The organism is Proteiniborus sp. MB09-C3 (genome assembly GCF_030263895.1).
Lineage (GTDB): Bacteria > Bacillota > Clostridia > Tissierellales > Proteiniboraceae > Proteiniborus.
Map to the genome: position 1 here is coordinate 1,697,566 of NZ_CP127161.1, position 26,680 is coordinate 1,724,245.

At 33.9% G+C, this 26,680-nt stretch carries 33 protein-coding genes and 3 pseudogenes; 30 read left to right on the forward strand and 6 right to left on the reverse strand.

What is annotated here, in order from left to right:
* Nucleotides 1-35: 35 nt before the first annotated feature.
* Both QO263_RS08160 and QO263_RS08165 read left to right on the forward strand, forming a co-directional pair.
* Nucleotides 36-518 (forward strand): annotated as a pseudogene (locus tag QO263_RS08160) (aminoglycoside adenylyltransferase domain-containing protein); the annotation flags it as partial.
* Nucleotides 519-602: 84 nt separating this feature from the next.
* Nucleotides 603-755, forward strand: coding sequence for a hypothetical protein (locus QO263_RS08165; RefSeq protein WP_285628653.1), 153 nt, complete (start codon nucleotides 603-605; stop codon nucleotides 753-755).
* On the opposite strand, the gene QO263_RS08170 is transcribed toward QO263_RS08165, so the two are convergent.
* Both QO263_RS08170 and QO263_RS08175 read right to left on the reverse strand, forming a co-directional pair.
* Nucleotides 746-1,276, reverse strand: a complete 531-nt coding sequence (locus tag QO263_RS08170; RefSeq protein ID WP_285628655.1) for a transposase — start codon at nucleotides 1,274-1,276, stop codon at nucleotides 746-748. The genes QO263_RS08165 and QO263_RS08170 overlap by 10 nt on opposite strands.
* 19 nt (nucleotides 1,277-1,295) lie before the next feature.
* Nucleotides 1,296-1,823: a helix-turn-helix domain-containing protein gene (locus tag QO263_RS08175; RefSeq protein ID WP_285628658.1), complete on the reverse strand. Its 528-nt coding sequence runs from the start codon at nucleotides 1,821-1,823 to the stop codon at nucleotides 1,296-1,298.
* 183 nt (nucleotides 1,824-2,006) lie between these two features.
* Here QO263_RS08175 and QO263_RS08180 point away from each other — a divergent pair, with 183 nt between their 5' ends.
* Nucleotides 2,007-2,156, forward strand: a complete 150-nt coding sequence (locus tag QO263_RS08180) for a DUF3784 family protein (RefSeq protein WP_285628661.1) — start codon at nucleotides 2,007-2,009, stop codon at nucleotides 2,154-2,156.
* Entirely contained in the window at nucleotides 2,149-2,868 is a 720-nt protein-coding gene (locus QO263_RS08185; protein WP_285628663.1) for an ABC transporter transmembrane domain-containing protein, read from the forward strand. Before QO263_RS08180 ends, QO263_RS08185 begins: the two co-directional genes overlap by 8 nt.
* A 298-nt stretch (nucleotides 2,869-3,166) precedes the next feature.
* Here QO263_RS08185 and QO263_RS08190 read toward each other — a convergent pair whose 3' ends face one another.
* Nucleotides 3,167-3,736, reverse strand: a complete 570-nt coding sequence (locus QO263_RS08190; protein ID WP_352169723.1) for an ATP-binding cassette domain-containing protein — start codon at nucleotides 3,734-3,736, stop codon at nucleotides 3,167-3,169.
* A gap of 22 nt (nucleotides 3,737-3,758) precedes the next feature.
* On the opposite strand from QO263_RS08190, the gene QO263_RS08195 reads away from it, so the two are divergent.
* The 10 genes from QO263_RS08195 to QO263_RS19020 all read left to right on the forward strand — a co-directional run bounded on the left by QO263_RS08195 (nucleotide 3,759) and on the right by QO263_RS19020 (nucleotide 8,274).
* Nucleotides 3,759-4,826: a DUF6994 family protein gene (locus QO263_RS08195; RefSeq protein ID WP_285628665.1), complete on the forward strand. Its 1,068-nt coding sequence runs from the start codon at nucleotides 3,759-3,761 to the stop codon at nucleotides 4,824-4,826.
* A complete protein-coding gene (locus QO263_RS08200) occupies nucleotides 4,798-5,076 on the forward strand; it encodes a P-loop NTPase family protein (protein ID WP_502928708.1) in 279 nt (92 codons plus the stop codon). The genes QO263_RS08195 and QO263_RS08200 overlap by 29 nt, the downstream gene beginning before the upstream one ends.
* Nucleotides 5,077-5,141: 65 nt before the next feature.
* Nucleotides 5,142-5,765, forward strand: a complete 624-nt coding sequence (locus tag QO263_RS08205) for a hypothetical protein (protein ID WP_285628668.1) — start codon at nucleotides 5,142-5,144, stop codon at nucleotides 5,763-5,765.
* Between the two features lie 435 nt (nucleotides 5,766-6,200).
* Nucleotides 6,201-6,386, forward strand: coding sequence for a hypothetical protein (locus QO263_RS08210; protein ID WP_285628671.1), 186 nt, complete (start codon nucleotides 6,201-6,203; stop codon nucleotides 6,384-6,386).
* Nucleotides 6,387-6,415: 29 nt separating this feature from the next.
* Nucleotides 6,416-6,619, forward strand: coding sequence for a hypothetical protein (locus QO263_RS08215; RefSeq protein ID WP_285628674.1), 204 nt, complete (start codon nucleotides 6,416-6,418; stop codon nucleotides 6,617-6,619).
* Nucleotides 6,620-6,756: 137 nt separating this feature from the next.
* Entirely contained in the window at nucleotides 6,757-7,191 is a 435-nt protein-coding gene (locus QO263_RS08220; protein ID WP_285628676.1) for a hypothetical protein, read from the forward strand.
* Nucleotides 7,192-7,204: 13 nt separating this feature from the next.
* Nucleotides 7,205-7,327 (forward strand): hypothetical protein, encoded by a 123-nt coding sequence (locus QO263_RS08225; protein ID WP_285628678.1) that lies wholly within the window; start codon nucleotides 7,205-7,207, stop codon nucleotides 7,325-7,327.
* Entirely contained in the window at nucleotides 7,308-7,547 is a 240-nt protein-coding gene (locus tag QO263_RS19010; protein ID WP_352169605.1) for a DUF4872 domain-containing protein, read from the forward strand. Before QO263_RS08225 ends, QO263_RS19010 begins: the two co-directional genes overlap by 20 nt.
* Before the next feature lie 170 nt (nucleotides 7,548-7,717).
* Nucleotides 7,718-7,993 carry a DUF3795 domain-containing protein gene (locus QO263_RS19015; protein ID WP_352169607.1) on the forward strand — a complete coding sequence of 92 codons (276 nt, stop codon included), beginning with the start codon at nucleotides 7,718-7,720 and terminating at the stop codon, nucleotides 7,991-7,993.
* Between the two features lie 53 nt (nucleotides 7,994-8,046).
* Nucleotides 8,047-8,274, forward strand: a complete 228-nt coding sequence (locus tag QO263_RS19020; RefSeq protein WP_352169609.1) for a hypothetical protein — start codon at nucleotides 8,047-8,049, stop codon at nucleotides 8,272-8,274.
* A 227-nt stretch (nucleotides 8,275-8,501) separates the two neighbouring features.
* Here the strand turns inward: QO263_RS19020 and QO263_RS08235 are convergent, their stop codons facing one another.
* Nucleotides 8,502-9,827 carry an alpha/beta hydrolase family protein gene (locus QO263_RS08235; RefSeq protein ID WP_285628680.1) on the reverse strand — a complete coding sequence of 442 codons (1,326 nt, stop codon included), beginning with the start codon at nucleotides 9,825-9,827 and terminating at the stop codon, nucleotides 8,502-8,504.
* Nucleotides 9,828-9,970: 143 nt separating this feature from the next.
* Between QO263_RS08235 and QO263_RS08240 the strand changes: the two genes are divergently transcribed.
* The 5 genes and pseudogenes from QO263_RS08240 to QO263_RS19145 all read left to right on the forward strand — a co-directional run bounded on the left by QO263_RS08240 (nucleotide 9,971) and on the right by QO263_RS19145 (nucleotide 13,118).
* Nucleotides 9,971-10,555 carry a TetR/AcrR family transcriptional regulator gene (locus QO263_RS08240; RefSeq protein ID WP_285628683.1) on the forward strand — a complete coding sequence of 195 codons (585 nt, stop codon included), beginning with the start codon at nucleotides 9,971-9,973 and terminating at the stop codon, nucleotides 10,553-10,555.
* 215 nt (nucleotides 10,556-10,770) lie between these two features.
* On the forward strand, nucleotides 10,771-11,226 hold the full coding sequence (locus tag QO263_RS08245; RefSeq protein ID WP_285628686.1) for a group II intron maturase-specific domain-containing protein: 456 nt from the start codon (nucleotides 10,771-10,773) through the stop codon (nucleotides 11,224-11,226).
* Between the two features lie 123 nt (nucleotides 11,227-11,349).
* Nucleotides 11,350-11,562: a hypothetical protein gene (locus QO263_RS08250; RefSeq protein ID WP_285628689.1), complete on the forward strand. Its 213-nt coding sequence runs from the start codon at nucleotides 11,350-11,352 to the stop codon at nucleotides 11,560-11,562.
* 166 nt (nucleotides 11,563-11,728) lie between these two features.
* Nucleotides 11,729-12,187 carry a helix-turn-helix domain-containing protein gene (locus QO263_RS08255; protein ID WP_285628692.1) on the forward strand — a complete coding sequence of 153 codons (459 nt, stop codon included), beginning with the start codon at nucleotides 11,729-11,731 and terminating at the stop codon, nucleotides 12,185-12,187.
* Nucleotides 12,180-13,118: pseudogene (locus QO263_RS19145) on the forward strand (HipA domain-containing protein). The gene QO263_RS08255 and the pseudogene QO263_RS19145 overlap by 8 nt, the downstream one beginning before the upstream one ends.
* Before the next feature lie 974 nt (nucleotides 13,119-14,092).
* Here the strand turns inward: QO263_RS19145 and QO263_RS08270 are convergent.
* On the reverse strand, nucleotides 14,093-14,530 hold the full coding sequence (locus tag QO263_RS08270; protein WP_285628696.1) for a GNAT family N-acetyltransferase: 438 nt from the start codon (nucleotides 14,528-14,530) through the stop codon (nucleotides 14,093-14,095).
* Nucleotides 14,531-15,071: 541 nt separating this feature from the next.
* On the opposite strand from QO263_RS08270, the pseudogene QO263_RS08275 reads away from it, so the two are divergent.
* The 8 genes and pseudogenes from QO263_RS08275 to QO263_RS08310 all read left to right on the forward strand — a co-directional run.
* Nucleotides 15,072-15,651, forward strand: a pseudogene (locus QO263_RS08275) (BRO-N domain-containing protein); the annotation flags it as partial.
* A gap of 340 nt (nucleotides 15,652-15,991) precedes the next feature.
* Nucleotides 15,992-16,699, forward strand: a complete 708-nt coding sequence (locus QO263_RS08280; protein WP_285628700.1) for an S-layer homology domain-containing protein — start codon at nucleotides 15,992-15,994, stop codon at nucleotides 16,697-16,699.
* A 165-nt stretch (nucleotides 16,700-16,864) separates the two neighbouring features.
* Nucleotides 16,865-17,920, forward strand: coding sequence for a helix-turn-helix domain-containing protein (locus QO263_RS08285; RefSeq protein WP_285628703.1), 1,056 nt, complete (start codon nucleotides 16,865-16,867; stop codon nucleotides 17,918-17,920).
* 556 nt (nucleotides 17,921-18,476) lie between these two features.
* Nucleotides 18,477-18,995, forward strand: coding sequence for a hypothetical protein (locus QO263_RS08290; RefSeq protein WP_285628706.1), 519 nt, complete (start codon nucleotides 18,477-18,479; stop codon nucleotides 18,993-18,995).
* 849 nt (nucleotides 18,996-19,844) lie between these two features.
* Nucleotides 19,845-20,954: a TolB family protein gene (locus tag QO263_RS08295; protein WP_285628709.1), complete on the forward strand. Its 1,110-nt coding sequence runs from the start codon at nucleotides 19,845-19,847 to the stop codon at nucleotides 20,952-20,954.
* A 933-nt stretch (nucleotides 20,955-21,887) separates the two neighbouring features.
* Nucleotides 21,888-22,793, forward strand: a complete 906-nt coding sequence (locus QO263_RS08300) for a helix-turn-helix domain-containing protein (protein WP_285628712.1) — start codon at nucleotides 21,888-21,890, stop codon at nucleotides 22,791-22,793.
* Between the two features lie 94 nt (nucleotides 22,794-22,887).
* Nucleotides 22,888-23,091, forward strand: a complete 204-nt coding sequence (locus QO263_RS08305; protein WP_285628715.1) for an N-6 DNA methylase — start codon at nucleotides 22,888-22,890, stop codon at nucleotides 23,089-23,091.
* Nucleotides 23,092-23,120: 29 nt separating this feature from the next.
* Nucleotides 23,121-23,867, forward strand: coding sequence for an SDR family NAD(P)-dependent oxidoreductase (locus QO263_RS08310; RefSeq protein ID WP_285628718.1), 747 nt, complete (start codon nucleotides 23,121-23,123; stop codon nucleotides 23,865-23,867).
* 499 nt (nucleotides 23,868-24,366) lie between these two features.
* Here QO263_RS08310 and QO263_RS08315 read toward each other — a convergent pair whose 3' ends face one another.
* On the reverse strand, nucleotides 24,367-24,669 hold the full coding sequence (locus tag QO263_RS08315; protein ID WP_285628721.1) for an LPS biosynthesis protein: 303 nt from the start codon (nucleotides 24,667-24,669) through the stop codon (nucleotides 24,367-24,369).
* Between the two features lie 212 nt (nucleotides 24,670-24,881).
* Between QO263_RS08315 and QO263_RS08320 the strand changes: the two genes are divergently transcribed.
* Genes QO263_RS08320 through QO263_RS08330 form a run of 3 tightly spaced genes read left to right on the forward strand, consistent with a single transcriptional unit; the run spans nucleotide 24,882 to nucleotide 25,902 of the window.
* Nucleotides 24,882-25,052 (forward strand): AbrB/MazE/SpoVT family DNA-binding domain-containing protein, encoded by a 171-nt coding sequence (locus QO263_RS08320; RefSeq protein WP_285629248.1) that lies wholly within the window; start codon nucleotides 24,882-24,884, stop codon nucleotides 25,050-25,052.
* Nucleotides 25,042-25,698: a DUF998 domain-containing protein gene (locus QO263_RS08325; protein WP_285628724.1), complete on the forward strand. Its 657-nt coding sequence runs from the start codon at nucleotides 25,042-25,044 to the stop codon at nucleotides 25,696-25,698. The genes QO263_RS08320 and QO263_RS08325 overlap by 11 nt, the downstream gene beginning before the upstream one ends.
* A gap of 60 nt (nucleotides 25,699-25,758) precedes the next feature.
* Nucleotides 25,759-25,902, forward strand: coding sequence for a cysteine-rich KTR domain-containing protein (locus tag QO263_RS08330; protein WP_285629250.1), 144 nt, complete (start codon nucleotides 25,759-25,761; stop codon nucleotides 25,900-25,902).
* Nucleotides 25,903-26,680: the final 778 nt, after the last annotated feature.

A 26,680-nucleotide genomic window follows, 5' to 3' on the forward strand; every position in this document is an offset into this window, starting at 1 on the left:
TAACCTCCATTATCGTTCTTGTTTTAACGAATAATGGAGGTTTACGCATTAATAGCGATTTAGATATTTTGGTGGTAACAAATCATGGCTTATCTGAAAAAACTCGAAGAGATCTTACAAATATGCTAATGCTTATATCTGGCAAAATAGAAAACATAAACGCTATAAGACCACTTGAAGTTACGGTTATCAATAAAAATGATATACTTCCTTGGCATTTTCCGCCTGAATATAAATTTATGTATGGGAAGTGGCTAAAGGAACAGCTTGAAAAGGGAAAAATTTCTAGACCAACTTATGAACCAGATTTAGCAATTCTTTTAGCTCAGGCAAGAGAGAATAGCATTACTCTTTTTGGAGTAAATGCAGCAGAAGTACTTGAGCCTGTACCAATAAAAGATATTCAAAGGGCTATTAAAGAATCTTTACCTGGGTTGATTAGGGATATAAAAGGTGATGAACGCAATGTCATTTTAACTTTAGCTAGAATGTGGTTTACAGCTTATACCAGTGAAATTATGTAAATATGATATAGTTATCATTAGTTAACTGAAAATGTAATTTATGATGACATATTTTTAATATTAATGGGAGGGTTAAATATGTATACTTGTGCTATGTGTAGTGAAAATTATTGTAAAAAGAGAGAACTTGAAAAATTACCCCGTAATTGTCCGTGCAGTGAAAAAGAAGAACAAGAAAAAATAAAGAAATTATATATAGATAAGCAAGTTCAAAAAATAAACTATTTATAATAAGACCTAGCATTAACAAGAGATTTGGTTTCAGCTTTATTAGAATTCGCGTGATTAAAGTGATTTGAAATAAAATCCTTAATCTCATCAATAGAAGATCGTGCTTTATATTCATAAAAATAGGATTTTAGCTTATTCCACACATTTTCCTGAGGATTTAACATTGGCGAATATGGTGGAAGATTCAATATAAATAACGTATCTTCATTTTGTTTGATAAACTTTTCAACAGCTTTTGAGGTATGAATTCTCGCATTGCCCCAAATCATAAAAACTATCTTATCCTTGTTAATGTCTAGCAAGTCTTTTAAAAACTTAATAATTTTATTAGATGTAATTTTTTCATCAGAAGAATATAAATTCACAATAGAATCAAAGTTCTTACTAATTTCAGTGGCACCAATGATATTAACTCCCCTGCGAGTACCATTTCTTTCTATTACAGGGTGTTGCCCTATAAGACTCCAACTGCGGTAGTTATTAGATTCTACTCTGATTTTAGTTTCATCTTGTACATACAATACTGTATCTGAAGTGTTCTCAATTATGTCTAGTAAACCAACAGCTTTTTTTAAAAGCTTCTTGAAGCTCAGGATCTCCTTTTGTAGGCATATATTGTCCTCGTTTATATGAGAATCCTAATTTTATTAGCATTTGTCGAATCCATTCGGAGGAGCACTCTTTACCAAATGTATCAACAATATATTTAGAGAGCATATGGGTATCCCAAGTGGAACTTAAGAATCCGAAATCTTTAGGTGATTTATTGAGCACTGTATCTTTTAAATCTTCTAGCATTTCATCAGTGAATGTGCTTACCGAGCCACCACGATTATCTACTAGAGCCTCTAGCCCATATTTGTTCCATTTGTTGATATATCCAGTAATAGCTGGGCGAGACTTACCAAGTATATGCTGTATTTCTTCGGTATGAATACCGTTATATCTCATAATTACAGTACGCAATAGAGCTTTTAAAGACTTCTTTTGATAGCTCTCTTCGAAAGCAATCAGTTCATCTATTGTGAAACCATGTAAAGTAGTAATTTCTAATAGTTTTCGTCCCATTTTGATATCTCCTTTTTCTTATCTAGATTTACTCTTAGTCTTTGGAAATTTCAAAATGAAATACATTTATTATTTTTTAATTATTCGTGTTGCTTATCTATAATATAAAATGAGAGCTTACTTAGCTGTACAGTTGTAAATTTAAGTGTAGCTAATAATAAGATTATATCAGGGGGAAAGTTTATGTTAGAAAATGCTTGGGTTCTAACGGGATTAATAATAACCATAACCTTTTTGCTACTTGGACTTATATTTGCGATTATGAAAGAAAAAGGGGTCAGTTTGATTGCAGGATATAATTTTAAACCAAAGGGGAGAAAAGAAAATGAATAAGCAAATTATGAAAGAACTAGTACCTAGGCTTAAAATATATTCAATCATATCATTTGTAATTGATCTTATTATTAGGCTTTTATACCTAATACCACCTATTCTAATGAAGAAAATTGTTGATGAATACATACCTAGTAATAATAGTACTGCAACTTTACGGACAATTGCATTCTTTGCTATACTTCCTGTGATAATAGCTATTTTCACCACACTCTATAATTATCGAGTTTCGGTCATTGGCCGTAATACAGGAAGAAAAATAGCAAGTTATGGGTTTAGGAACTTATTAAATCAGCCACTAAGTTATTTTTATGATAAAAACTCAGTGGAGTTAGCAGAATATTGTAGTACAAATGCAACTGAGTACATATTGCTTTGGATTACTGATATTCCAAAATTGTGTGCTTCTATTATTGCATCTGTTGTAGCTTTCGCTTACATACTTAGCTTGAGTGATTCTACTGGGTTAGGTCTCTTACTTTACATTCCAGTACTACTGATACCTAGCTTCTACTTATCAAAAAAGGCACAAAAATACGTCAAGAAAATAATCGTTAATAGTGGTAAATCAAAACAATTACTTAGTGTTGCTTTTAAGAACATTAAGTTTGTTAAGACAATGAATTTACATAAAAATTTACTATCAAAAATTGATAGTATTAATAAGGACACTGTATCAGCATGCCTTGAGAGTACAATAATGATGTCATAGCTTGATATTACCCCCTGGTAGGGTGTATTTCTGCCTAGAAACTATAGTTATATTCATTTTGACAATATAATAATGGACATTATCATCTAACCTATGCTTACTGTTTATTTTTGGTACACTTTTAGTTTAGCATTAGCATTAACCAATAGAAAAAGACAAGGATAAAAGAATGATAATAATATATTCAACATTCCTTTATCCTTGTCTTTTGTAGTAAAATAGAAAAGAAGAAGTCACCGTCCAAAGTTCTTCTCCAAATCTTGGGAGGATCTATTAGACTAAAGCTTCAATATCAACACTAAATAGAAACCAACTTCCCATTCTCCATTTTCAATATCCTATCTGCAAACTCAAAAAACTCAGGCTTATGTGATATTGAAATTACAGTTAAATCTTTTTCTTTCATTATTTCAAGAATGTTTGTTATAATTTTCATCTCATTTTCCCTATCAACATTTCCCGTTACTCCATCAAGCAACAGTATTTTGACCCCTTTAAGAAACCCTCTAGCTAATCCTATTCTTTGTTTTTGACCACCAGATATAGTAACACCATCTTCTTCAATATCTGTATCTATACCCTGAGATAGCTGACTAATAAATTCATCTAAGCCTGACAGCTTGATTACTTCATTTAATTCATCATCTGTTGCATCCTCTTTAACAATTAATAGATTTTCTCGGATTGTACCTGGAAATAAAAACGTGTTTTGTGCAACTCTACTGATTCCATTTACCAAATCATCACTTGCAATATCATATAAAGAAACTTCATCGATTTTGATTGAACCTTTTTCTATTTCTAGCAATCGTAATAGTACGTCAAATAAAGTTGTTTTACCTGAACCACTTTTACCTACTATTCCAATCCTGTAAAGACTGCGATCGCAAGTGGATAAGCATAATTATTATTACATTGATGGGACAGTTAAGGATAGTGGTAAAATTCCGTTGTTGGTATATGACGCTGATGTAAAGGAGTATTTTGAGATGAGGTTTGATTTGAATTATTGTTTTCTGGGAGATGTAGGATGTGGTAAGTTTAGTGAGGGTTCTTTGTCAATGGTAAAAAAGTGCCATCACAATAATTCGTTTGAGATTAATCGTAAACCCTATAAAGATCCTGATAGTCATAGTGAAAAACTCTATGAATATCACAAAGAAATTTGGAATAAGACATTTCCTAATGGAGAGGAAATGTCTAGCGTTGAAGCTTATAATAACAATCATGAATGGAAAATACTTGTTCTGGGATCAGATTATATTGGGTTTTCAAAGAATTGGATTCCAAATAATATTGGAGTGGATTTTATAGAAGAATCTTTAAAAACCACAAGAACATTTGGTGGGCATATTCTATTTCCAAAAGGGTTTTATAAAGGATGGGTTTTGTGTAAAAAAGATAATAAAATTTATTATACCAAAGATAATATTTACGATTGGTATGAAGATAAATATCCACAGGATCCAAACAAGTTTAATAACCTAATTATTTATACCATAAACATTTCAAAAGGCGGTGAATATAGCTTTTATGACCGCTTTGATTGGACATTGCAAATGATTAAACTTTACTACGCATGTATTAAAGAAGAAAATGATTCTCTGCAAATATGCTACTATTTGCACAAAGCAAGTGATATGTTGACAAAAATTGTGACTGACTTAAAATATGAAAATGTTCAAGAAGTTTCTACTATGACAAGTCGCTTTATTAAGATGTATTATGGTCTAGATAATTCAAGAAAATGGTTTATGTTTTTCGAAGACTTCTTAGGATTTGTTGAATATTTTTGTCTACAAGAAAGCTTTGTTGATAAAAATAATCAAATAATGAAGTCAGCAGATTGGTTGCCACTTCTGCCAACTGATTATACTCAGTATATGAACGGAACAGTTATACAAATAGAAAAAAGGAACGAAAAACTTAATGATAGACTTAATATGCTTATCAAATAATGAAATTATAAGATTGTTGCTAGCTAAAATGCTTATGGGTAGATATAATATCTTGTTAACGGATGAACCGAGCAACTTCCTTGACATACAAAGCTTAGAGGTTTTGGAAATACTGATGAAGGAGTATGCTGGCACTATAGTATTTATTACCTATCACAAGCAGTTGCTTGATAATGTAGCCGATATAATTTATGAAATAAGTGATAAAAAATTAAATGAAACAGGTAAATTTATAGAAAGAATGGCTTAATAACTGTATAATGTAAATAACAGGATAAATTTCGATGGAATATAAAATCAGGGGGGTAGGCTTTAATGATAACAAATGATACTGATGAAATAATATATACTATTGATAGAGCAATAAAAGAAGCATGGATTAATGAAATAAGAGAGGATTTGGATAAGAGTTACATTTTATATGAAGACACATTAAAAAATGCTTTCTATTTTCATCTAAGAAATAAGTTAAAGGAACTGCTCGAAAATAACAATATTAGGATATTTACTGAATTCCATGATGGAGAATTATCGGGCAAAGGTGTAATAGCGGACATTGCAATTGTAAAAATTGGGGACAATGAAGAAGGACATATTAAAGATAATATTGACAAGATATATGCTATCATAGAGCTAAAGCATAAAGGAGCACAAGTACCTGTAAATCCTTTTATTGCTGATGTCGAAAAGTCAATAAAATACATAAAAGATAAAGCACTTGAAGGATGCCAGTTTTATTTAGGATTTATTCATGAGGGAGAATTTGATATAAAAGAAATATCGTGGCTTCAAAACAAGAAACAAGAGAGATTAGCACAAGGGAGATTAACAGAACTTTCAGCATGTTACTATACAGGTGAAGATGAAATGGTATATACAATTGTCTCATATAATGATATGAATAAAGATTTAGATATTTATGTAAACCAAAAGAGGTGAGGATAATGTCAAGATATAAATGTCCTGCTTGTGGGTCCAGGGATACAGTAAGAATCTTATATGGTGGGCCACCTATGAAGCTTACCTAGCATCGAAACAAGGAGAACTCATATTAGGTGGATCTGTTTTTCGGATAGTAGCCCAACCAAGCACTGTAAATCTTGTGGACAAGACTTTAGTAGCAAGAATTTATTTCTTTTACTTAAAATGACATCTTTTGAATTCTTAGCTGGAGGGTATTTTGGCACATCCTATTTTGTTTATATTGATGGAAAACGAGAAAGTCAATTGATGAGATGTGCAAAAACCCCCTGGGGTATGTATATTGACTTAAGGAATCCCTAAAATGAAATAAACTTTCAACCAGATATTTTGATTAAAGAAATACCCCTAACATCGGAACAATGGTTTGCATTTATAAAAGAACTAATTTTTTTGGAGATAGTTAATTGGAAAGATAAATACATTGATAAGGATGTTTGTGATGGTACACAATGGGGGATTTTAATTAGATTTCCTAAACGCAATAAAATAAAAAAGCATGGCAGTAATGAATATCCGCCTTATTGGAGTAAGTTTATAAAAACTATGAAGGCTTATATAGGAGAGGATATAGATTGAGATTATAATTATACATGGAGGTAAGTCAAATGACTATAGATATTAATGCAATACAAAAATGGAGTAAAATTCCTAAACATATACAGGAGAAACTATTAGAGAATGTATTTTGTTCTACATGTGGGACAACTACTATTGTTGATTATTCTATTCATAATGATAAGGCAGGAATTTTATTTAAAGGAAAATGTAAAAAGTGCAATAAGGCGGTAGCAAGATTAATTGAGGATTGATAAAAAAGCTATTTATAAGATTACATAAATATAGAATTATTTGTGAATTGACTCGCTATCAAAGCTACATTGTATTATTCGTTATAATGATGTAATATGGGAGTAAGATTATTTAATAAAGAAGAAAGGGATTGCTTATGGATTATGTTACAGCAAAAGACAAAGCTAAGGAATGGGGAATATCTTTACGGAGAGTACAGACTTTTTGCGAGACCAATCGTATTGAAGGCGTGATAAATATTGGTAAGGAAGATAGATTCAAAGGAGATAATATTGAATGGATATTTTATCTTGTAGGAAACAAGTTTAATAGTGAGATAAGTGGAGAAATTGAAAATGCCAAATCACATGGAGAGCGATCTTTAGCCTATAATGTTAATAGAAAAAAGATTTATGTAAAAACATGGAGTGAAATTTTTACTGAACAGGAGATTAATTATAATTTTTTGCAAGAAAAATTAATGTTGCAACAAGAGATATTTATAAAAAGAAGTAGAAATAAAACAGCAAATGAAATAGCTACTAAACAAAAAGATAATACTGCAATACGGCCAAAAGAAATTGTAATATAATTGAGGACAATCAATGCCGACTTTAAATTGGATAGGAAAAGAAAAGGTAATCAACCATCATCTAGATGTACCATATAGAGTCTTAGATCAGTACGGACGGTCCCTTATTCAGGAATATGTACCGGGATTTTCTTAAGGAATTCGGTGACTTGTATCCTGATTTGGGGCTTCATGCGGCGTATTTAAAATTTGCACAAATTGCTCCCTTGTGGAGAGCGGTATCGAAACTAATTTGTAGCGCTGGAGAGAATTCAAATGAGCAACAGCTTAAAGAAGCTTCCCATATATTACTGGAGATTGCTTCCTTGGAAGAAGAAGCAACGAAGCTACTTTTTGAAAACACCTCCGTTTTATAAATTATAAGGTTCTGTAACATGTTATGGGTTTGAAGTGATTTTGAAGCTTAAAAATAGGCAAAAAAGAGAAAGAAATTCATTTGTTTGCTACCTTAATATCCTTCACTTTTTATGAAAATCACTATGCCATCTACTAAAGAGAACTTATATCCCATGTAAGGAGGGTAAATGTGAAAAACTTTCAAAGAAAAGACCTAATGTTTTCATTATGTGGTTTGAATTGCGAACTTTGCACTATGAAATTGGATAATTATTGCCCCGGCTGTGGTGGAGGTGCAGGTAATCAAGGCTGTTCTATTGCCAGGTGCAGTTTACAGCACGGAGGTATTGAATACTGTTACCTATGCAATGAATATCCCTGTGAAAAATACAAAGGCATAGATGAATTTGACTCTTTTATTACCCATCGCAATCAGCTTAAAGATATGAAAAAGCACAGAAAATAGGTACAGAACAATACAATTCTGAATTAATAGAAAAAGCCGAGATACTAAAACATTTGCTTGCAAACTATAACGATGGACGCCGAAAAAGCTTTTTTGGTATAGCTGTAAACCTTTTAGATTTGCATGATTTGAAAAATATTATAGAACAAATTAATTCCAAGACTGCATATGAAAATTTAACGCTAAAAGAAAAAGCAAATATAGTTGTAACGATTTCTCAAACTGTTGCAGAAAAGAAAAATATTGCCTTAAAGCTTAATAAAAAGCAAGCAAAGAAGTAATATATTTCAGATAAAAATGTTCTATTTGGTTAACTATTAATAAGAAATCAAATCTTCTCCAATTAACACAAATGGTTCAAGAACCTGCGAGTTTATTTTTGAAGGATTAAGTCCTATTTAATATAGAACTCAATCCTTATCAGCAGCTTAATTTAATGTATCCAACTTTTTGGGGCAGATTTAAATAAGGCTATTTTTTCTTGCATATAATCGCTATATATAAACGTTTAATCGATAAGGTGGGCAACTTTAAGCAGTTGTGCTGCTTTTTCCGCAGAACCCTTTCCGCCATACTTACCGAAAAGCTCGACGAACATTTTGGCTCTTTTGGCATTGCATGCATTGAATAGCGGTTCGTCGCGAAAAACATGGTTCAGCCAGTTGAAGATAGACGCATTGGCATATGTCAATCCGCCCATCTGACAGTGGCTTGAGGCTCCCTCCTCTTTTGTGAATAACCGAATGTATCGATCGCATTTAATCGAAAGCATAAAATCTAGCAATCCTGTTACAATTTCAGGGTTGGGGGCCGCTGCATCGATAATGTCGTCTTCACTGAATAAGAACAGCATCGGGTTCTTGTATTGATCCTCATGGCCTTTAACAGTAAAATCCTCGTAAACTTTTACCCACTCATGAGCATTTTGAACCCCCAATGTCCATTGGGAATGCTGAAAGCTCCAGCGTGCGGGGGTATTGATCTTTAACATTAAGCCAAAAGCTTTGTTAAGAAATATATCGTTTTTCATAAGTCCTTTCATGCCGGCTTTGGCTGCCGCACCGCAATCGACAATCAATGTATTTGGAATGCAAGCTTTTATCCTTTGATCCAGAGCTCCCCGGGTTGATAGATATCCTCCCATGGAATAGCCGATCAAAGCAATTTTGTCCGCATCAACATCGGACCGTGTCAGAAGATAGTCGACCGCGGCGCCGATAGGTTTTTCATAGTCTGGCCGGAAGTGGAGCCCAGGATTGTTCATCAGAGCGCCCCATTGACCTGGGCCTTCAAAAATCAGGCAGTTCCAGCCATACTCTTTCGCTGTCGAACCGACCCAGAAAAACACTTCCTCCATAGTGGAGTCAAAGCCGCCGATAGCAATCAGCGTCGGTCTTTTGCTTTCTCCGCCCGATATAAAATACCCTGGCAGCGCAGCACCTTCAAAAGTGATGTTTATACATTCTACAGGGTAGTCCATGAGTTTGAGCATGTTTTGAAAGCATTCTTTGCTGTGTGACCATAGTTCTCTGTGCTTCGGATCGGAATGCGCCGCATAAAAGACAGCCATCCTGTAATAATTGCTGGCTCTCATGAATGCTTTCTCTGCACTGATTTTATCCCCGTTTTTCAGCTGATTTTCCGCATATTCCGATACTCGGTCTGCGGTAGATGTCCATTCTGATATCCAGCTGTTAAAATTGTTGTTCTCAATATGCCCCATGGTTTCCATACATTCGCCAAATTCAGCAGCTCCCGACTGCTGAACAGATAATCCGCGGACAAATTCATATGTGAAACCACCGACTGTCTTGTCATTAAAATCGATTTTCATATTTTTCAACCACCTTCCAATAGTTTTGAAATCTAGCACTTTATATTTCAAACTATATTTTAAATCTTATTGCTTGTCAATATGTTTTGAAATATACGTTGTTAAATTTCAAAGTATAATGTATAATACTTATGGTGAGAAATATGAATGGATATGAAAGAAGGACCAAAGCAAAAAAAGAAGCAATAATCAACGCCGCCCGAGAGCTTTTCAGTGAACGGGGCGTAACAAATGTAGGAATAGGTGAGATCGCTAAAAAAGCAAAAGTATCACAGGTAACAATATACAATTACTTTGGGGATAAAAACACGCTTGCCAGTGAAGCCCTTGCTTTTTATATTGATGATGCTATCCGAGAGTTTGAGGTTATACTTGAGAGGGAAGTACCTTTTTCTGAAAAACTGAAAAGTATTGTCGAAATAAAACACGATATGATGCTTGAGGTAAGCAGCTCTTATTTTAGTAAACATGCCTGGGAAGATAAAACCTTGCGAGAAATATTGAATGAAGCGGCAACCAAAAGAGCGATTCATCTCTACGCCGGATTTATTGAATTAGGAAAGAACGAGGGTGCTATCGATCAAAGCATCCCAAGCGATGCTGTCCTGTCTTACTTCCTGTCATCTATATCAGTCATGCAAAATCCTAAATTTTTTAAAACCAGCAGCGAATATAAAACGGGGTTCTTGAAATTGTTTCTCTATGGGATAATAGGAAAGGAGCACTAAATGGTGACTTTTTGAAATATATTCTGCCGCCAAGGGGATACCAGATTGATGCGACATCATTATTGTATCCTCAAGGCATACAGAAGTTGTAGTCCTGTTGTAGCGTCATGAACATTAATACTTTAAAATAAATGATAATCTATACACCATGAGCGTGAGAGCGATTTGTTTTGCGCTCTTTTTCTTTGAAAAAAATTAATAAAGAGGATATTTTTATGAAGAAGATTATATTTATTCCTGCTAAGAAATCTTTGGAAAATAATGGGAAATTAAAGGTTGCTGCATATTGCAGAGTTAGTACAGAGCGAGAAACTCAGAAAAGTAGCATTGATACTCAAATTAAATATTATATTGATTTGATTCAGGAGAATCCAGAATGGGATTTTGCAGGTGTGTTTTATGATTACGAAAGCGGTCTCAGAAGAGAGAAACTGTTTAATAGGCAGATACAGGGATGGATTAATTATTACACTCATTTTTACAAATCCGAGATATACAATGAATTAAGGTATATCAATAGATGTCTTGTTAATTGGGTTCGTAGGAAATATAAAAAGCGAAAGTCAAGGCAACGTGCAGAATATTGGCTTGGGACAATAGAAAGACGTGATAAGAATCTGTTTGCACTGGAGTACTACCAACGGCTAGATAATGGGAGCCGTATGAGCTGAGAGGTTCACGTACGGTTCTGAGAGAGACTTAAGGGAAGGTTCCTTAGATCTACTCACTCATTCGATAAAGAATATCGCATCATCGCGGATGAAATCAAGGAGCTAAGGAAGAAAAAAGCAAAGGTGCTTCAGGAACAATATCTGGCGGAATTCTATGAACAGCGTCTGCAGGAGATGGATAGCTACACGAAAAAAGTTAACTATTTAAAACGAGAGTTTGACGATGACCTTGTCCGCAGACTGCATCAAACCGTCAGTGTTATCAGTGAGAGCAAAGTAGAAATTCAATTTCAATCGGGCATCGTCATCCGGCAGGATGTCCTATGTGCTGATTAAATGACGGCAGGAGCTGAAAAAACAGCGGTTCCTGCCAGCGATGTATGTATGCTGGTAAGAATAAAATCCCTAGACAGTGGGCTGAGAGTTTTATTGTCGGCAGCGCTATTCTATCGTACCTTGACATCGTATCGGAACACCGATATAATGAAAACAGGTGATGAAAATGACAATACAACAGCTTATGCAGGACATGAATATGTCCCGCTATCGTTTATCAAAAATTAGCGGGATTCCATGGGCGACTCTCGCAGACATATATTCCGGCAAAACACATCTCCACCGATGCGGTGCGGGAACACTTTCCAAGTTATCCAAGGCCCTTGGCCTTTCCATTGAGGAACTGCTGGAACTGGAATCTGAACCTGCAGAAAGCACACCGGATGGTAAGCCCAATAAAAAGACGTATCTGGAAATCGGATTATCCAGCAGCATTCAAAAGGCGATTAAGGATTATTTGCAAGGTGAAAAAGAACAGGTGTTACACCTTGATTGCCTGTTGGATGAATTATATGGAGCCATTAACGCCGACCTTTGGTCTGGTTTAATTACGGAGGAACAGGCCGGCTATCTGCGCGAAAAATATCTTGGGATAGGTGGAAAGGAGGATGGGATACATGATTGATTTTACATCATGTGAAGTGAATAAATTCAGAGCCTACGGCGGGGCAAACGGGAACAAAATTAATATACTTTATGAAGACAACAGTTATATGCTAAAATTCCCCCCGGCGTACAGCCGCAATAAGGCGATGAGCTATACCAATGGATGCATCAGCGAATATATCGCTTGCCATATCTTTGCTTCTCTTGGGTTTAAGACACAGGAAACATTGTTGGGAACCTATACCGATTTGCGAGGAAAAGAAAAGGTCGTGGTAGCTTGTAAGGATTTCACCGAAGGTGGTAAAAGACTTCTTGAGTTTGCTCACTTAAAGAATACCTGTATCAACAGCGAACAAAATGGGTATGGCAAAGAACTGTCTTCCATCTTGTAGGCAATTGACGAACAGACACTTCTGCCACAGGATCAGCTTCGGGATTTCTTTTGGGATATGTTCATTGCTGATGCACTGCTTGGCAATTTCGACAGGCACAATGGAAATTGGGGTATTCTTGTAGATGAGCAGACTAGGACTGTTGAAATTGCTCCTGTTTATGACTGTGGCTCCTGCCTCTATCCACAGTTGGCTGCCAATGATATGGATGCTGTTCTGAATAGTGAAGATGAGATTAACAAGCGTGTCTATACTTTTCCGGCCTCATCTATAGAGGAAAACGGAAAGAAGATATCCTACTTTGACTTCATCTCTTCTCTGAAAAATCTGGATTGCACAGAGGCATTGAAAAGAGTTTCCGCACGGATAGATATGGAGAAAATCAAGGTACTCATTGACGAAACACCGACACTGCTTCCTGTACAAAAGGAATTTTATATGGTCATGATCTCAGAGCGAAAGGCAAAGATCCTGGATTATAGTATGGAGCAGCTCATGAAATTTGACAGGCAGGAATACACGCAAGATGAAGACTTAGGACAGCAGTTTACCGTGTGATTGAGGTGTAATTGCAGAAATAAATGTTATGAATTATCACTGATTGCTTTTAATGAAGTTATCTTGGTGTGTAGGAATGCACGCCAAGATAACTTTGAGCAGTTGGTTTTGTTATAATAGAAGATATAAGATATGAATTTTCTCTAATCAATAAAAAGAAATTATTTTTAAAATTTGTGCCATATATTTTTATTTACTACACTTTTAACAAATTGGGAGAAATGTATAGGTGGTTGTAATCAGATAATTTCTTTATTACTATTTATCAGATATTGCTTTACATAGGACAATTATTCAAACCGCCCTTTCCAAGTTTTTATTATAAAGGTATAGATTTTGGAATAGCAGGGGTATTTGGAATATACTCAGTAGTTTATTCCAAATCTTAACGAAAACTGAAAGGTTAATGATGAATGGAAGGGAAATACGAGATGGGAAAGGGAAAATTATTTATTAAAGAGATAAAATAGGAAAGATAATATACGAGCCATATAGAATCAAAGTATTAAATGCTATTAACTTTAAAAAGTCTATGCATTATAACTCTTTTGGGTAAAGGCAGAAAAACTATATTACACAGCCCTAATAGGATATATTTTCTATAAAGCTCCAAAGGAAGAACAAGAGCGGTATATTGAATTGGCTGATGGAGGGTTATCGGCTGATGCTGGAAACGAGGATGGATGTGTTGTAGTGTGAGGCAAATCCGCATGGGGACGATATCGGCGAGAAATTTCCGCTGGATTAAGATTTGTGGAGCTGACCAGATTTATATATCATATGTGTCATGTTCGTGGAAAAATATGTACCTGCATCAGGTCGTCCTGCGCGAGTATATGATACATGGTTTGGTGCGACTCCGCATTTTTCTTCGCTGCCAGTGAAAGGGGCTGGATAGTGGCGATAATGAAGGGGTATGGCGGTTTGAGGGTGAGTTGTGTTATGCTTATTAGGAACGACACCTGACTGTAAACTTAATATTTTGGTATGTATAAACGCATAAAAAGATAACCGTCCTCCATATCGTCTGTCATTTCAAAGCCTACGCTACTCCATAACCTTTGTGCAGCTATATTTTCCGGCTCAACTGGTAAAGAAATTTTACTTGCGTTGCATTCTTTACACAAATATTCAACACAAAGCCTAGCTGCTGCCACTCCATAGCCTCTTTTCTGAAAACGGCTATCTATCATGAAATTTATGATTTGATGGTTTTCTTCGCCAATATACATTAAAACATAGCCCACCATCACATCATCGGCATAAATTGCAAAGGGGCGAGAATCATCATAAAATACCCACGCCTCGGCTAAAGACCACGCAACAGGGTCTACAAAGTCTGCATTGGCAACAGATGCGCTCAAATTCAAACACTCTTCATAATTATCTTCGTTAATCGTTCTTAATTCCACCAAAAGAATTCTCCTTTCTTAAACATAGCTCACAAACAGTATAGCAAAATCCGATGCGAATTGCTATGTCTTTTTATTTGCGGAGCCGATCAGGTTTATTTATCATAAGTATAATATATCCGCGCTGGATTATCCTACGCGGGTACATTATACTTATGAGAGATATGATACATGGTTTGGAGCGGCTTCAATAAAAAGAAGGTATATAGATTATGTTAAGAATCAAATGTGCTAAGACTCCAAAGGATTGTTAAACCTAAGTATCCAAGGAAAATAGTTCAAAATAGAGACATTACAAACTCTAATTGCCTTTGGGAAGTAGATATTAAATATGATTACATCCATGGTAAAGATAGATTTTTTTTATATAGCCTCTTCTCTAGATGTATATGATAGAAACATAGTAGAATATCATTTAAAACCCCAAATAAAAATGCCCGTATAGAATCTTTCCATAGATTACTAGAGGATAAATATTTATGTATAATAAAAGAAGCGAGAAACATTAAAATATAGATAATCTAAGAAAAAGAAAGTATTCGTGAGCTTTTGTCCAACATTAATGGGTCAATCCGCAACAATTGATAGGAAAATCAAAAATTATGAGTTAAAACTTCGAGAAGTAGATTTGAATAAATCTCGCCTAGGAAATGAACTGTACGATAAAATCGTACAGTTGAAAATGGCAGCAGCAGATGGTAAAAAAAGAATGATGGATGTTGCTGATACAGAAGAACTTTTGCGAATCATACAATCAATTCCATCCCCGAAAGCAGGGCCTTTTAAAATGTGGCTTGCTAGGGTGGGCAGTGAAAGAATTGATGAGACTATTGATCCTGAACTTACCATTGACAGAGCACTGGAAACACATCTTAAAAAAGGATATTCACGTGAATAGATAAATCAAAGATTACAAGCCATTCAAGTACGTAAAGAATTAACTGATGAATGGAATAATCGAGGTGTAAAATAAGGAATTGAATATGCAATACTTACTGATGAAATTACAAAAGCATGGATAGGATTAAGTACAGGACAATATAAGAATCTTAAAGGATTAAAAAAGGGAGAACTTAAGAGATAATATATCTACATTGGAGCTTGTACTAAATATGCTAGCTTGGCATGGTTTGGGTGAATGGCGTGAAAGTATATCCTACCAGTACTACAGTCTATTCAGTCATAGTACAAAATGATGGAAACGGAACGGGAGAGGGGAAGTAGTATTAGACCTTCAATCAGTAAAAAATGCAACAGCGGTTAAGATACCAAGTGTTCCATTGAAAAAGCAGATTCTGATATAGCAATAAAATTACCGGAAGGCACAGCTACTATAGATAATAAAGCCTTAGTATCTATTTTAGATAAGTCTGCAGGAACTGCTGATATGAAGCTTGAATTAAAGCAAATATTAACAAAGAACCTTTCGTCAGCTCAAAAATAATCCGTTAAAAAAGAGATTTGGTATTTGATATTAATATCTTAATGGGTACTAAAAACATCACTGAATTTGATGGGGAATTAACCATAGACGTACCATATAAGGGAGAATTACCAGTAACAGTATGGTATCTAAATGATAAAGGAGAACTGCAAAAACTAGAATCACGCTATAAAAATGGAGTAGTAAGCTTTGTCTTAAATCATCTTTCACTTTATGTAATAGGAGGAGATGAAGCTAAGGAAGAAACTGAAACAGAAGTTAAATGGGTTAATCCTTTTGTAGATGTAAATGAAGATAGCTGGTTCTATGAAGCAGTAAAATATGTATATGAAAAGGACTTAATGAAAGGAACAAATGCCAACACATTTAATCCTAATGGAGTCACTACAAGAGGAATGATTGTAACAATCCTTCACAGATTAGAAGGCTTACCATCAACAAAAACCAATAGTTTTAGTGATGTTAAAACGGATAAATATTATGCAAATGCAGTAGCTTGGGCATCAGAGAGCAAAATTGTAAATGGTTATGGAAATGACAAATTTGGTTCAGAAGATCCAATCACCCGTGAACAATTAGCAGTAATCCTAATGAACTATGCTAAGTACAAGGGATATGATGTAACGGCTAAGGATAATCTATCCAAGTATGAAGATGTAAAGGATGTTTCAAATTGGGAACTAGCTGCTATTCTAAATCGTTTTGTGGAAAGAATCGTAAAGTAATAGAAGTAAAGACTATTTGCACAAGGAATACGCTCTGATATGAATAAGAGTTATTTTTATTGAGGAATAATTAACGAATATTCAATTGTTAGATATAATGATTCTTGATATGATTAAAGTAGCAAAGGCCATTGCTTATTGAAACAGAATCAGGAGGTTATTTACATGCAGATAGGTGAAGTAATACGAGAATACAGAAAAAGAAAAAACATGACTCAGGAGGAAATGGCAAATCGCCTTGGAGTAACAGCTCCAGCAGTCAATAAGTGGGAAAATGGAAATTCACAGCCCGATATTATGTTATTGGTTCCTATTGCCAGATTGCTCAACATTACTCTTGATACTCTATTGTCCTTTCAAGAAGAACTTACAGCAGAAGATATAAACAGCATTGTTTATGAAATTGACGCCAAATTAAAAGACGAAACCTATGAAGATGCGTTTCAATGGGCAAAAGGGAAAATCGAGCAATACCCTAATTGTGAACAGTTGATTTGGCAAATGGCACTGATTTTAGATGCATGGCGTTTAGCAAAAGATATTCCGGATTCAGAGAAATATGAAGATTATATCAATGATTGTTATGTACGTGCTTTGGGAAGCGAGGATGAGAATATTAGGAATAGAGCAGCTGATTCTTTATTTGGATTTTATTCAAGAAAGGAACAGTACGAGAAAGCAGAGGAGTATCTGAATTATTTTTCTAGCCAGAATCCAGAGAGAAAGAGAAAACAAGCATTTATTTATAGCAAGACAAATCAGGTGAATGAGGCCTATAAGGCATACGAGGAATTATTGTTTTCAGGCTATCAAATGATGAATATGGTATTTCAAAGTATATATACATTAGCTATGCAGGATAAAGATAGGGAAAAAGCTTATATACTTGTTGAGAAGCAAAGAGAATTAGTGAATATTTTTGAAATGGGCGAATACCATGAGGCATCGTGTAGACTTGATTTGGCAACAGCAGAGAAAGATGTGGAAGCAACTATAGAAACGATGGAGGGAATGCTTGCAAGTGCTGATAAGATATGTGATTTTACGAAGGCGAATCTATATGAACATATGGAATTTAAAAAACCAGAAGAAAAATTCATTACAGAGCTTCATAATAGCTTGCTGACTTGTTTTAGAGATGAGGAAGCATATAGCTATATGAAAAAAAGCAGACGTTGGCAGGAGTTGGTAAGCAGTAATTCAAATTTGTTGAAAGACTAACTTAGTGATAACTTTTAGTAATATGTGTGTTTAATTGCATAACAATCATAACTATTTTAGTGAATAGTGTCGAAGGCTACTATCATGGCGAAAAATCTTTCTACAGACTGAGATTCCAAAAATATACTCTCCCGCCAAGGAAATGCCAGAGGTGGACAACATCTTTTTTGTATCCTCAGGGCACATTGAGAGTATAATTCTGATAATGAACTGTGGTTCGGAGGGCAAAAAATAGGGATTGACCACAACATGTATCGGTTCGAGGACGAAGTTCAAGTCAAAAATCGGAGAAAAAATACCGTTTTTTGACCATCAAAAATAGGCTAAAATATAGAAGACATAGGATGATTTAGGTGATGACAGAATGAAATTGGGAAAAGTAGAGTTTAAAAGATGAGATTATTAGTTGAGATATTGGTAGATGAATTATATACTATTGATGTTAGTATAATATATACATATGCCCTATGTGTGATTAATGTGACGTTAATAAAATCTAAATATATGAGAATTACTTTTATTTCCCATTGATTTAATAATGAGAGGAGATGAATACTTGAGAAAAAAATTATTAAACCGATTTTCATATTTATATACTGGCGAGCTAATGTCAGTAGTAGGGTTTATTGCTTTGAATTTTTTACTTAAAAGAGTCTATCCTCAATTACGGTTGTATTCGCTAACTTCTTTTTGGATTTCATTTTTTCTTTTAGAATTTCTATTAGTTCAGGGGAGTATCTACTGGTATGCAAAATGGAAGAGATTAAAGATAGAGAATACAACAATAACTTCTATCAAAATTATAAATAAGTATAAAAATTTAAAAAAGTTGAATATCGTTCTGATAATTTTCTTGATTTTTATTTTTGTTTTTGATTTTTTCAAATGGTATCCATCAGTACCTTTACGCAGTTTAGGCATTGCAGGCTTTATTTATATATTTGCAGTACTTGAATATATTAACTATTTTCATCTTCAACTTTCGTATGACAATCTTTCTGATATTAAGTATTTATTAAGAGCAAAAAGATTAAAAAAATCATGTCTGAGCAAAGATTTTGACAGTATAGTTTAAATCTCAATTTGTTAATGAGATTTATAAATATAATCCATAGTTTTACATAGTGCTTATAATTTACATTTTATTTATCTAACAAATAAGAAACAATCTAAATAATATATATAAAGACTTAGTAATGAAAATTACAAATGCATTAGAATATCAATATCTTAATGCATTTATTTTTTATTCAAATTTTAAATTTAATATAGAAATGCAAAGTAAGTGGAAAGAGTTTATTCGTCGACTTAAACTGACAGAACTTGAATTCAGTGAAGTTTTGAGGATGATGAATGGTTTTCTTTAATCTGTATGGGATGAAATTATTAATGAAAATGATTCGGTCATACTTTTAATTTGTGTACAGGTTTAGAGCTTGAAATCCAACGTGATAGTGGTGAATATAAGTGGATATTCAGAGAAAGTTGCATTTATATTTTGAGCCAGTTGGGATTGAGTGATATAATCCTAGCTGGCTTTGTTTTATTGATAGTTTATTATAGAGTATAAGAACTGACTATTCAAATATTGTGTTTTATTCTGATAATATAATTGATAAGCTTTCTAAGGTATGTATTCCAATTGTGGGCATAACCAAGTAAAAATGAAAATAGATTTATATTGTTAAAGAAATTGACATCAAACTAGTTGGATTTAAAAACGAAGAAACACCAAATACATAAGCTAACAAGAAGTGATAGAGACATAACCCTTAAACTGTTTGTTCCCAGCCAACATGGGTAATTATTTAATAAAATGATAACCAGAAATACTAATGCAAGTAAAAGATAACACTGAAGAGAAGATTTGTGATAGTTAATATTACAAAAGCCTTATAAGGTAAAATAGAAGGAGATGATTCAGTTGAAAATTAATAGAATGAAGATAATTATAGCAACCATTGTAGTCTTATTAACTTTTAATTCTTGCAGTTTGGTTCAGAAAGAAAATAATACAGAGATTAAAGAGGAAGATAAAAACAATACTATTATTGAAAATGAAAACAACGATACTGATAAACCTTCTATTACGGTAGAAAAAATAGATAAATATGAGGGAATGGAAATTACTGATTGGTTAGATGAACAGACTGTTATCCTTTCAAAGGAAAACCCTGAACTTGGAAAGATGACTTTACTAGAAAATTTAGGATTCTACCCTAGAAGTATATATCTATACAATTTAAACACCAAAGAGTACAAAATAGTTAAAGCTCAAAAAGATATGTTTCTTGGCGGGGCTACATTATCACCTGATAAAAAGAACCTGTTGTACTATGAATACTCTATAGGAGATATAGCCTATTATCTGATGAGTATGGATTTAGTGGAAGAACAATCAGCTATTAAAGATGATGTAATTGGAATTGCTATTTCAGCTCAATGGACTGACAATGAAAATATAATAGGGATTTCATATGCCGGAGGTGCATATTTGTCTGATACAGACAGGAATATCATCCATATTCCAGAACTGCAGGGAGAGCAATTGTATAGTGTAGAAAAATCAGATGATAAAGTATATTATGTCATGACAGACGGTGATTTCTCACAATTATATATGTTTAATATGTTAACTAAAGAAAAAAAGAATCTGAAATTAGAAAACACTGTTGGAATCACACTATCCTCTGATGGAAAACTACTGCTAATTACTCAATGGACTGGACACTCTAAAAAGCTTCTTATTGCTGATACTGAAGGGAAAATCTTGGAAACCATTGCAGAAGGAAATGAGTTGACTGGTGTTTCATGGTCTCCTAATCAGCAAATGATAGCATTCCACCTTAAGTCAATTGTTGATGGTGTAGAAGGTAGTGGAATCTATTTATATGATATATCAGCTGGTAAATCTATACGAATTGCAGCAAACATTGACAACGCAAAAATTAGTTGGAGCCCTTCAAGTAATAAAATTGCTTTTACTGAATTTCATGAAAGTAATTATAATAGTAGCATCATTTATTTAAAATGATGGATATCCACATATAATTAGCTATAGTAAATAAAAAATGATTATGGAGCAAAGGAAGTTCAGCCAGTTGATATGTTTCTTCATAAGGGTCACGTTTAAGTCGTAGTTAGAATCAAAAAGCAATGAAACTTAGTGATATCAATAGCTTAAGCCATTGAATATATAGAGGACATTCAATGGCTTTTTGTTTATGTGAACATATCTACTTGATTTTTTAATCCGTGGCGATGAACTTCTAAGTCTAACTGAAGCAAGTGACAAAGGTAAATTGTAAGCACTTACCAGACTTTAAAGAAGAAATATTGTATGATACCATTATTGTTTTAAAGAGTGTATTTCCAATGTGATGCCTGTGGATATATTCATTCTAATACCATGCTTAATGTGAATAAGAAAAGGAGGATATATCAGACAGTAAAAACCATATGGAGAGAAAAATGATATATGTAACTGGCACGTGCAGATAGTGAAATAATAGTGATTTATTTGGGAAAACCAATGTGATACAATAATTATAAAGATGGTATAAAAGGCTAAATAAAAGTTATATTAATTGATTATGAATTTTTGAATGTGAATATAAAATAGATGAACGAAGTTGTTAAAATAAATTTATTTACATCAAGGGGATAACATCTACTTTCGATATCATTATTGTAATCTCACCGCATATTAAAACGATAATAATGATGACGAAATGTGGTTAGGAGGGCAAAAAGTAGACTTTTACCACAATACGTTGTGGCTTTGGAGCAATTTCGAGGCTCGAAAATAGACAAAAAGGTGCTGTTTTTGAGCCTCAAAAAACAGTAAAAATATAGATGACATAGGGTATTTGGAGTGATGACAGTTTATAAATTCTTTATAAACGCAACAGAAGTCAAGAAATAAAAGTCTTTATGAAATATAATTTAGACACAAGGAGGTGTGAGAATGGATGAGGTTGAAACTATTATGGCGGTACAACGAATGCAAGAATATATAGAGGATAATGTCTTAAGAAAAATTACGTTAAAAGAAATAGCCGTAGCAGCAGGATATTCACCATGGCATGCCGCAAGACTATTTAAAGAAGTTATTGGTAAAGCACCATTTGAGTATATTCGTGCATTAAGACTTACAAAAGCAGCATTAACACTACGAGATGGAAATGAAAAGATAATAGATGTAGCAATGGATTTTGTGTTTGATTCTCATGAGGGATTTACAAGAGCTTTTTCAAAGGAATTTGGGATGCCACCAAGTAAATATAGTCAATACACGCCGCCAATTAAATTGTTTATGCCTCAGAAAGTTTTTGATACCTACCGAGCATTTCATAAAGGAGAGAAAATGATGAGTGAAAAAAGTAATACCAAATCAGTGTTTGTACAGGTGATTGAACGTCCTATACGAAAAGTTATGTTAAGGAGAGGGAAAAAGGCAACTGGATATTTTGCATACTGTGAGGAGGTAGGCTGTGATGTATGGTCTGTACTTTCAAGTGTAAAGGAAGCTATGTATGAGCCTATTGGAATGTGGCTTCCAAAACATCTTATAAAAGAAGGAACATCACAATATGCGCAGGGTGTTGAAGTTCCGATAGATTATGCTAATTCTATACCTGATGGGTATGAACTTATAGAGCTGCCACCTTGTAAACTAATGGTGTTTCAAGGTGAAGCTTATAATGATGACGATTTTATGGATGCAATTGGCGAAGTTTGGAATCATATTGAAAAGTTTGATCCTTCTATTTATGGATATCAGTGGGCACCAGAAACTGCGCCAAGGTTTCAACTTGCACCAATGGGGTACAGAGGGTACATTGAAGCACGTCCCGTTAAATCTATAAACTAACAAACTTTATAAAAATGGAGAAAAAGGTTTACTTGGAAGGGTTTATGAATATTTCTTAGGTCAATTTGCAAGTAGCTAAGGAAAAAGTGGCGGAATGTTTGTCCAAACAGAAAAGTTCATGGAAGAGCATCAAGGAAAGGTTGAAAATTTATCAATATATGGACAAGAGTGTAATTCAACTACATGGAAACTATATAAGATGAGTATTGTCATAAAGGATATAGATGAAAATCTAGGGCACTTTCACGCATTTAGTGCTTATAGGTTGAAATGTTTATCTTTTATTGATACTATATAAAGAAACTTAAAAATTAGGAGGTATTTGACATGAGAAGAGTTGAAGGAAAGGTTGCATTAATCATTGGTGCAACTTCTGGTATTGGAAAGGCAACCGCTGCACTATTAGCTAAAGAGGGTGCACAAGTTATCTTTACAGGTAGACGTGAAGATGTTGGTAAAAAGGTTGAAAAAGAAATTGCTGCACAAGGTGGACAGGTCGAATTTTTCAGATGTGATGCAACAGATGAAGAAGAATGCAAGGCTTTAGTTGACCATGTAGTTGAAAAATATGGTAGAATTGATGTTCTGCACAATAACGCAGGTATTCTTATTGACGCAGACTTCTTAAATATTGACCTGAAGAATAACTTTGATCGAACAATGAACACAAACTTGAGAAGTCAAATTGCCATGATGCAATTAGTACTTCCAGTTATGCTAAAACAAGGCAAGGGTTCTGTAATCAACACAGCGTCAGTTGGTGGTATCGTAACGATGCCGATGAATATTCCTTACTCAGCATCTAAGGCTGCAATCATCCACATTACCCGTACATTGGCTAAAACTTATGCGAAAGATGGTATTCGTTTTAACGCTGTATGCCCAGGCTTAACCTATTCTGAAATGGTTCAACCAGGTAATGATTTTGATAACGCTGTATTACCAGGTGTTCCTATGGGACGTGGTGCGCAACCAGAAGAAATTGCAAACGGGATTCTTTTCTTAGCAAGTGATGAATCTTCATATTTTACTGGGCAAGCATTGGTCATCGACGGTGGTTTATCCTTAGCATAGTTTTTGAACCGCCTGTTCTTGTACTGAGTTTACTATGAGAACAGGTGAATTCGAGGATAATAGGTTATTGTGGTTAGCAGGTAGCTAATGAGAATACTCATTATCATTCAAAAAAATCAATAAAGAAAATTTAAAGGCATTAAGATGAAAAATCTTAGTGCCTTTGTTTTCATATAAGCCAAAAAAATTAAATGAATTTGTGATCAGGCATATGATTTATGAGCTATTTGAAAGCTTAGCAGGAAGATATGAATATCCAAGAATTCTTCGACATGATCGCACCTTCAGTCGTCAAATTCAACACTGATTCTCATTTGTGGAAACACTTACCCATGCGTGTGGCACCCTGTGAATATTCTACCTGTAACTTATAGATGATAAAAGCTGCGAAAAATGGCATGTCAAATGGGAAGCGGTGAGCTAAAAACATCTCTGCTTCCCATTATGCTGATGTCTAATAATAATGTAAGGCCTTTCAGTTTCTTTGTTTAAGAAAGTACTACTTCTTTAAATCATCGATTATCGTATGTTCTGTCAGTTCGGATATTTTTAAAATCTTTTGATTCACCATAATTCGGAAACAGTTTGGCAAATGATCCTGATGCGCTCTATGTATTGCTACACATTCTATACATTTACCATGAAACTTGCAGGCCTTTTTACATGAACAATGGTCTTGTGTTTTCATAGCATCACGTAAATCTTCAATAAACTCATCTTGAATTTTCAATCCCTCTGCTCTATTGCCTTGGTGAAATGCCTCCATTGCTTCTTTTTCTTTTGGATGCCCGTCAATTATCATTCAATTACCTCCTAAATTTTAAAATATGGAATAGATACTTCTTTTATAGTTTAGTTTATCACCATTCGCAAAGTATTGACTATTACCTTTGCTAATAGATATAATAATATCATCTTTTTATCTTGATTAATACACATATATAAGCGGATTAATATAATAATATTATCAAATACAAGGGGGGTTGAAATGATGGATACACATGCAGGGGGCAAATTGTAATTCCTAAAGAAGCAAGAGATCTGTTTGATATAAAACCAGGAGACACTTTATTGGTTTTAGGAGATGAGGAACAAGGAATTGCTATTGCAAAAGCAGATGTTATGCAAGAAGTTGCAGTAAAAATCCTTAAAGGGTTAGGAGGGTTTAAGGCAGATGATAAATAATATGGCAAAATCCTTTGGCGTGTCAGATGTAGGCTTTATTCGTTTACTCATTGCAACGATTGGCGATTTGGTTATACCTTTTTTTCTTGCGCCATTTTGCAAAAAGTATAATCATTTGACAATGGTAATGAGTTTGTTAGGTAATCGCAATTCCCCAGTACATTTAATATATAACTTGTGGCTCATTGCTGCGGGAATCATGCTTATTCTTGGCAGTTCAAAATTGTATGCAATGTATTTACCTGCTTCAAATATGCTTTCAAAAGTATTGCTATTTTTTGTAGTGTTTTATGCTATCGGAGCTTGTATATTATCAGGTATATTTTCAGTTGGTGAAACAAAGGCACTTACAACTCTACCTGAAAAAATACATGGGTATGGCTCTGTTTTAGGATTTTTTGTTTTAACCTTTGTTCCTTTGATTATTGGGATTATTTTTATGCGCTCAAACGAGATAGTTTGTAGCGTTATGTCGTTTATGTTTTTTGTTTTGGCTATACTGTTTTTTGCTTTGTTTGTAATGGCTGATAAGGCAAGGTTTGAAAATACTATAATTTCCAATGAGGGAATATGGCAAAGATTAAGTTTGCTTTGCATGTATGCACCGATCATTATGGTTTCATTCAAAAATATATTTATGAAATGAGGTGCTGAAATGGTAAATACCGAGTGAACCTTATGTCCTATCTGCTGAAATAAAACCTAAATAAAATTAAGAGAAGATACTGAATTAAAGCATTTCCCGCTATTTTATCCAAAATGTAAACAGGAAAATCTAATCAATGTAAAACAACTAAATATGTCAGTTGTTAGAGACAAACCCAACAATTTATATGGAGAATATAGGTGATTTTTATTGAATTATTTAGCAATTAGGCATAAAATACAAATATATTTATTAAGTGGAAAGAAGCTGTTCTAGAAGCAGTTAAGTTAGTTTTGTGGATATTTTAGTTATTATGGATAATAAATATTGACATCTATTTATTCTGATTTTGAAGGAGTATAACGACTGAAGAAGTAGATGTACGTCTCATATCAAGAATGTCCAAGAACACGAGAGTAGTGAAGTGTGATTGGCAACATTCTACGGCGGAGAGTATAATTCTGATGACGTATTGTGGTGACAAGGAGAAATAAGACGGTTAAACCACAGCATGTAGTGGTTGGAGGACAAATATTGGGTCAAAAATCAGTGAAAAAATACTGTTTTTTAACCCTTTTAAATAGGCAAAAATATAGATGACATTGGATAATTAGAGTTATAACAATGGAAAAATGGGTCTGAAATTAGGTAAAGTGAGTTGACAGAGAAGATAACGGCCTTTTTGTAGCGGTGAGGAGATAAGTTGAATAAATCTGATTCCCAATGGATTCCCAATACATATTTAAGCAAATTCCATCTATTGACTATTAGCATACTTTATGTTATAGTAATTATAAATTTAAAAGAAAAGAGGTGGACAATATGACAAACAGATTAATTAATGAGCTTTTAGTGTGTTATATTGTCTGCTCTGAATAATTGCAGATATTTATGCGTATGTGTTAAGCATTTATGCACACCGAAAGCGGTGTGTTTTTTTGTTTCCTTAATAATCTGTTTGTCTCGCTTTATGAAAAACAAA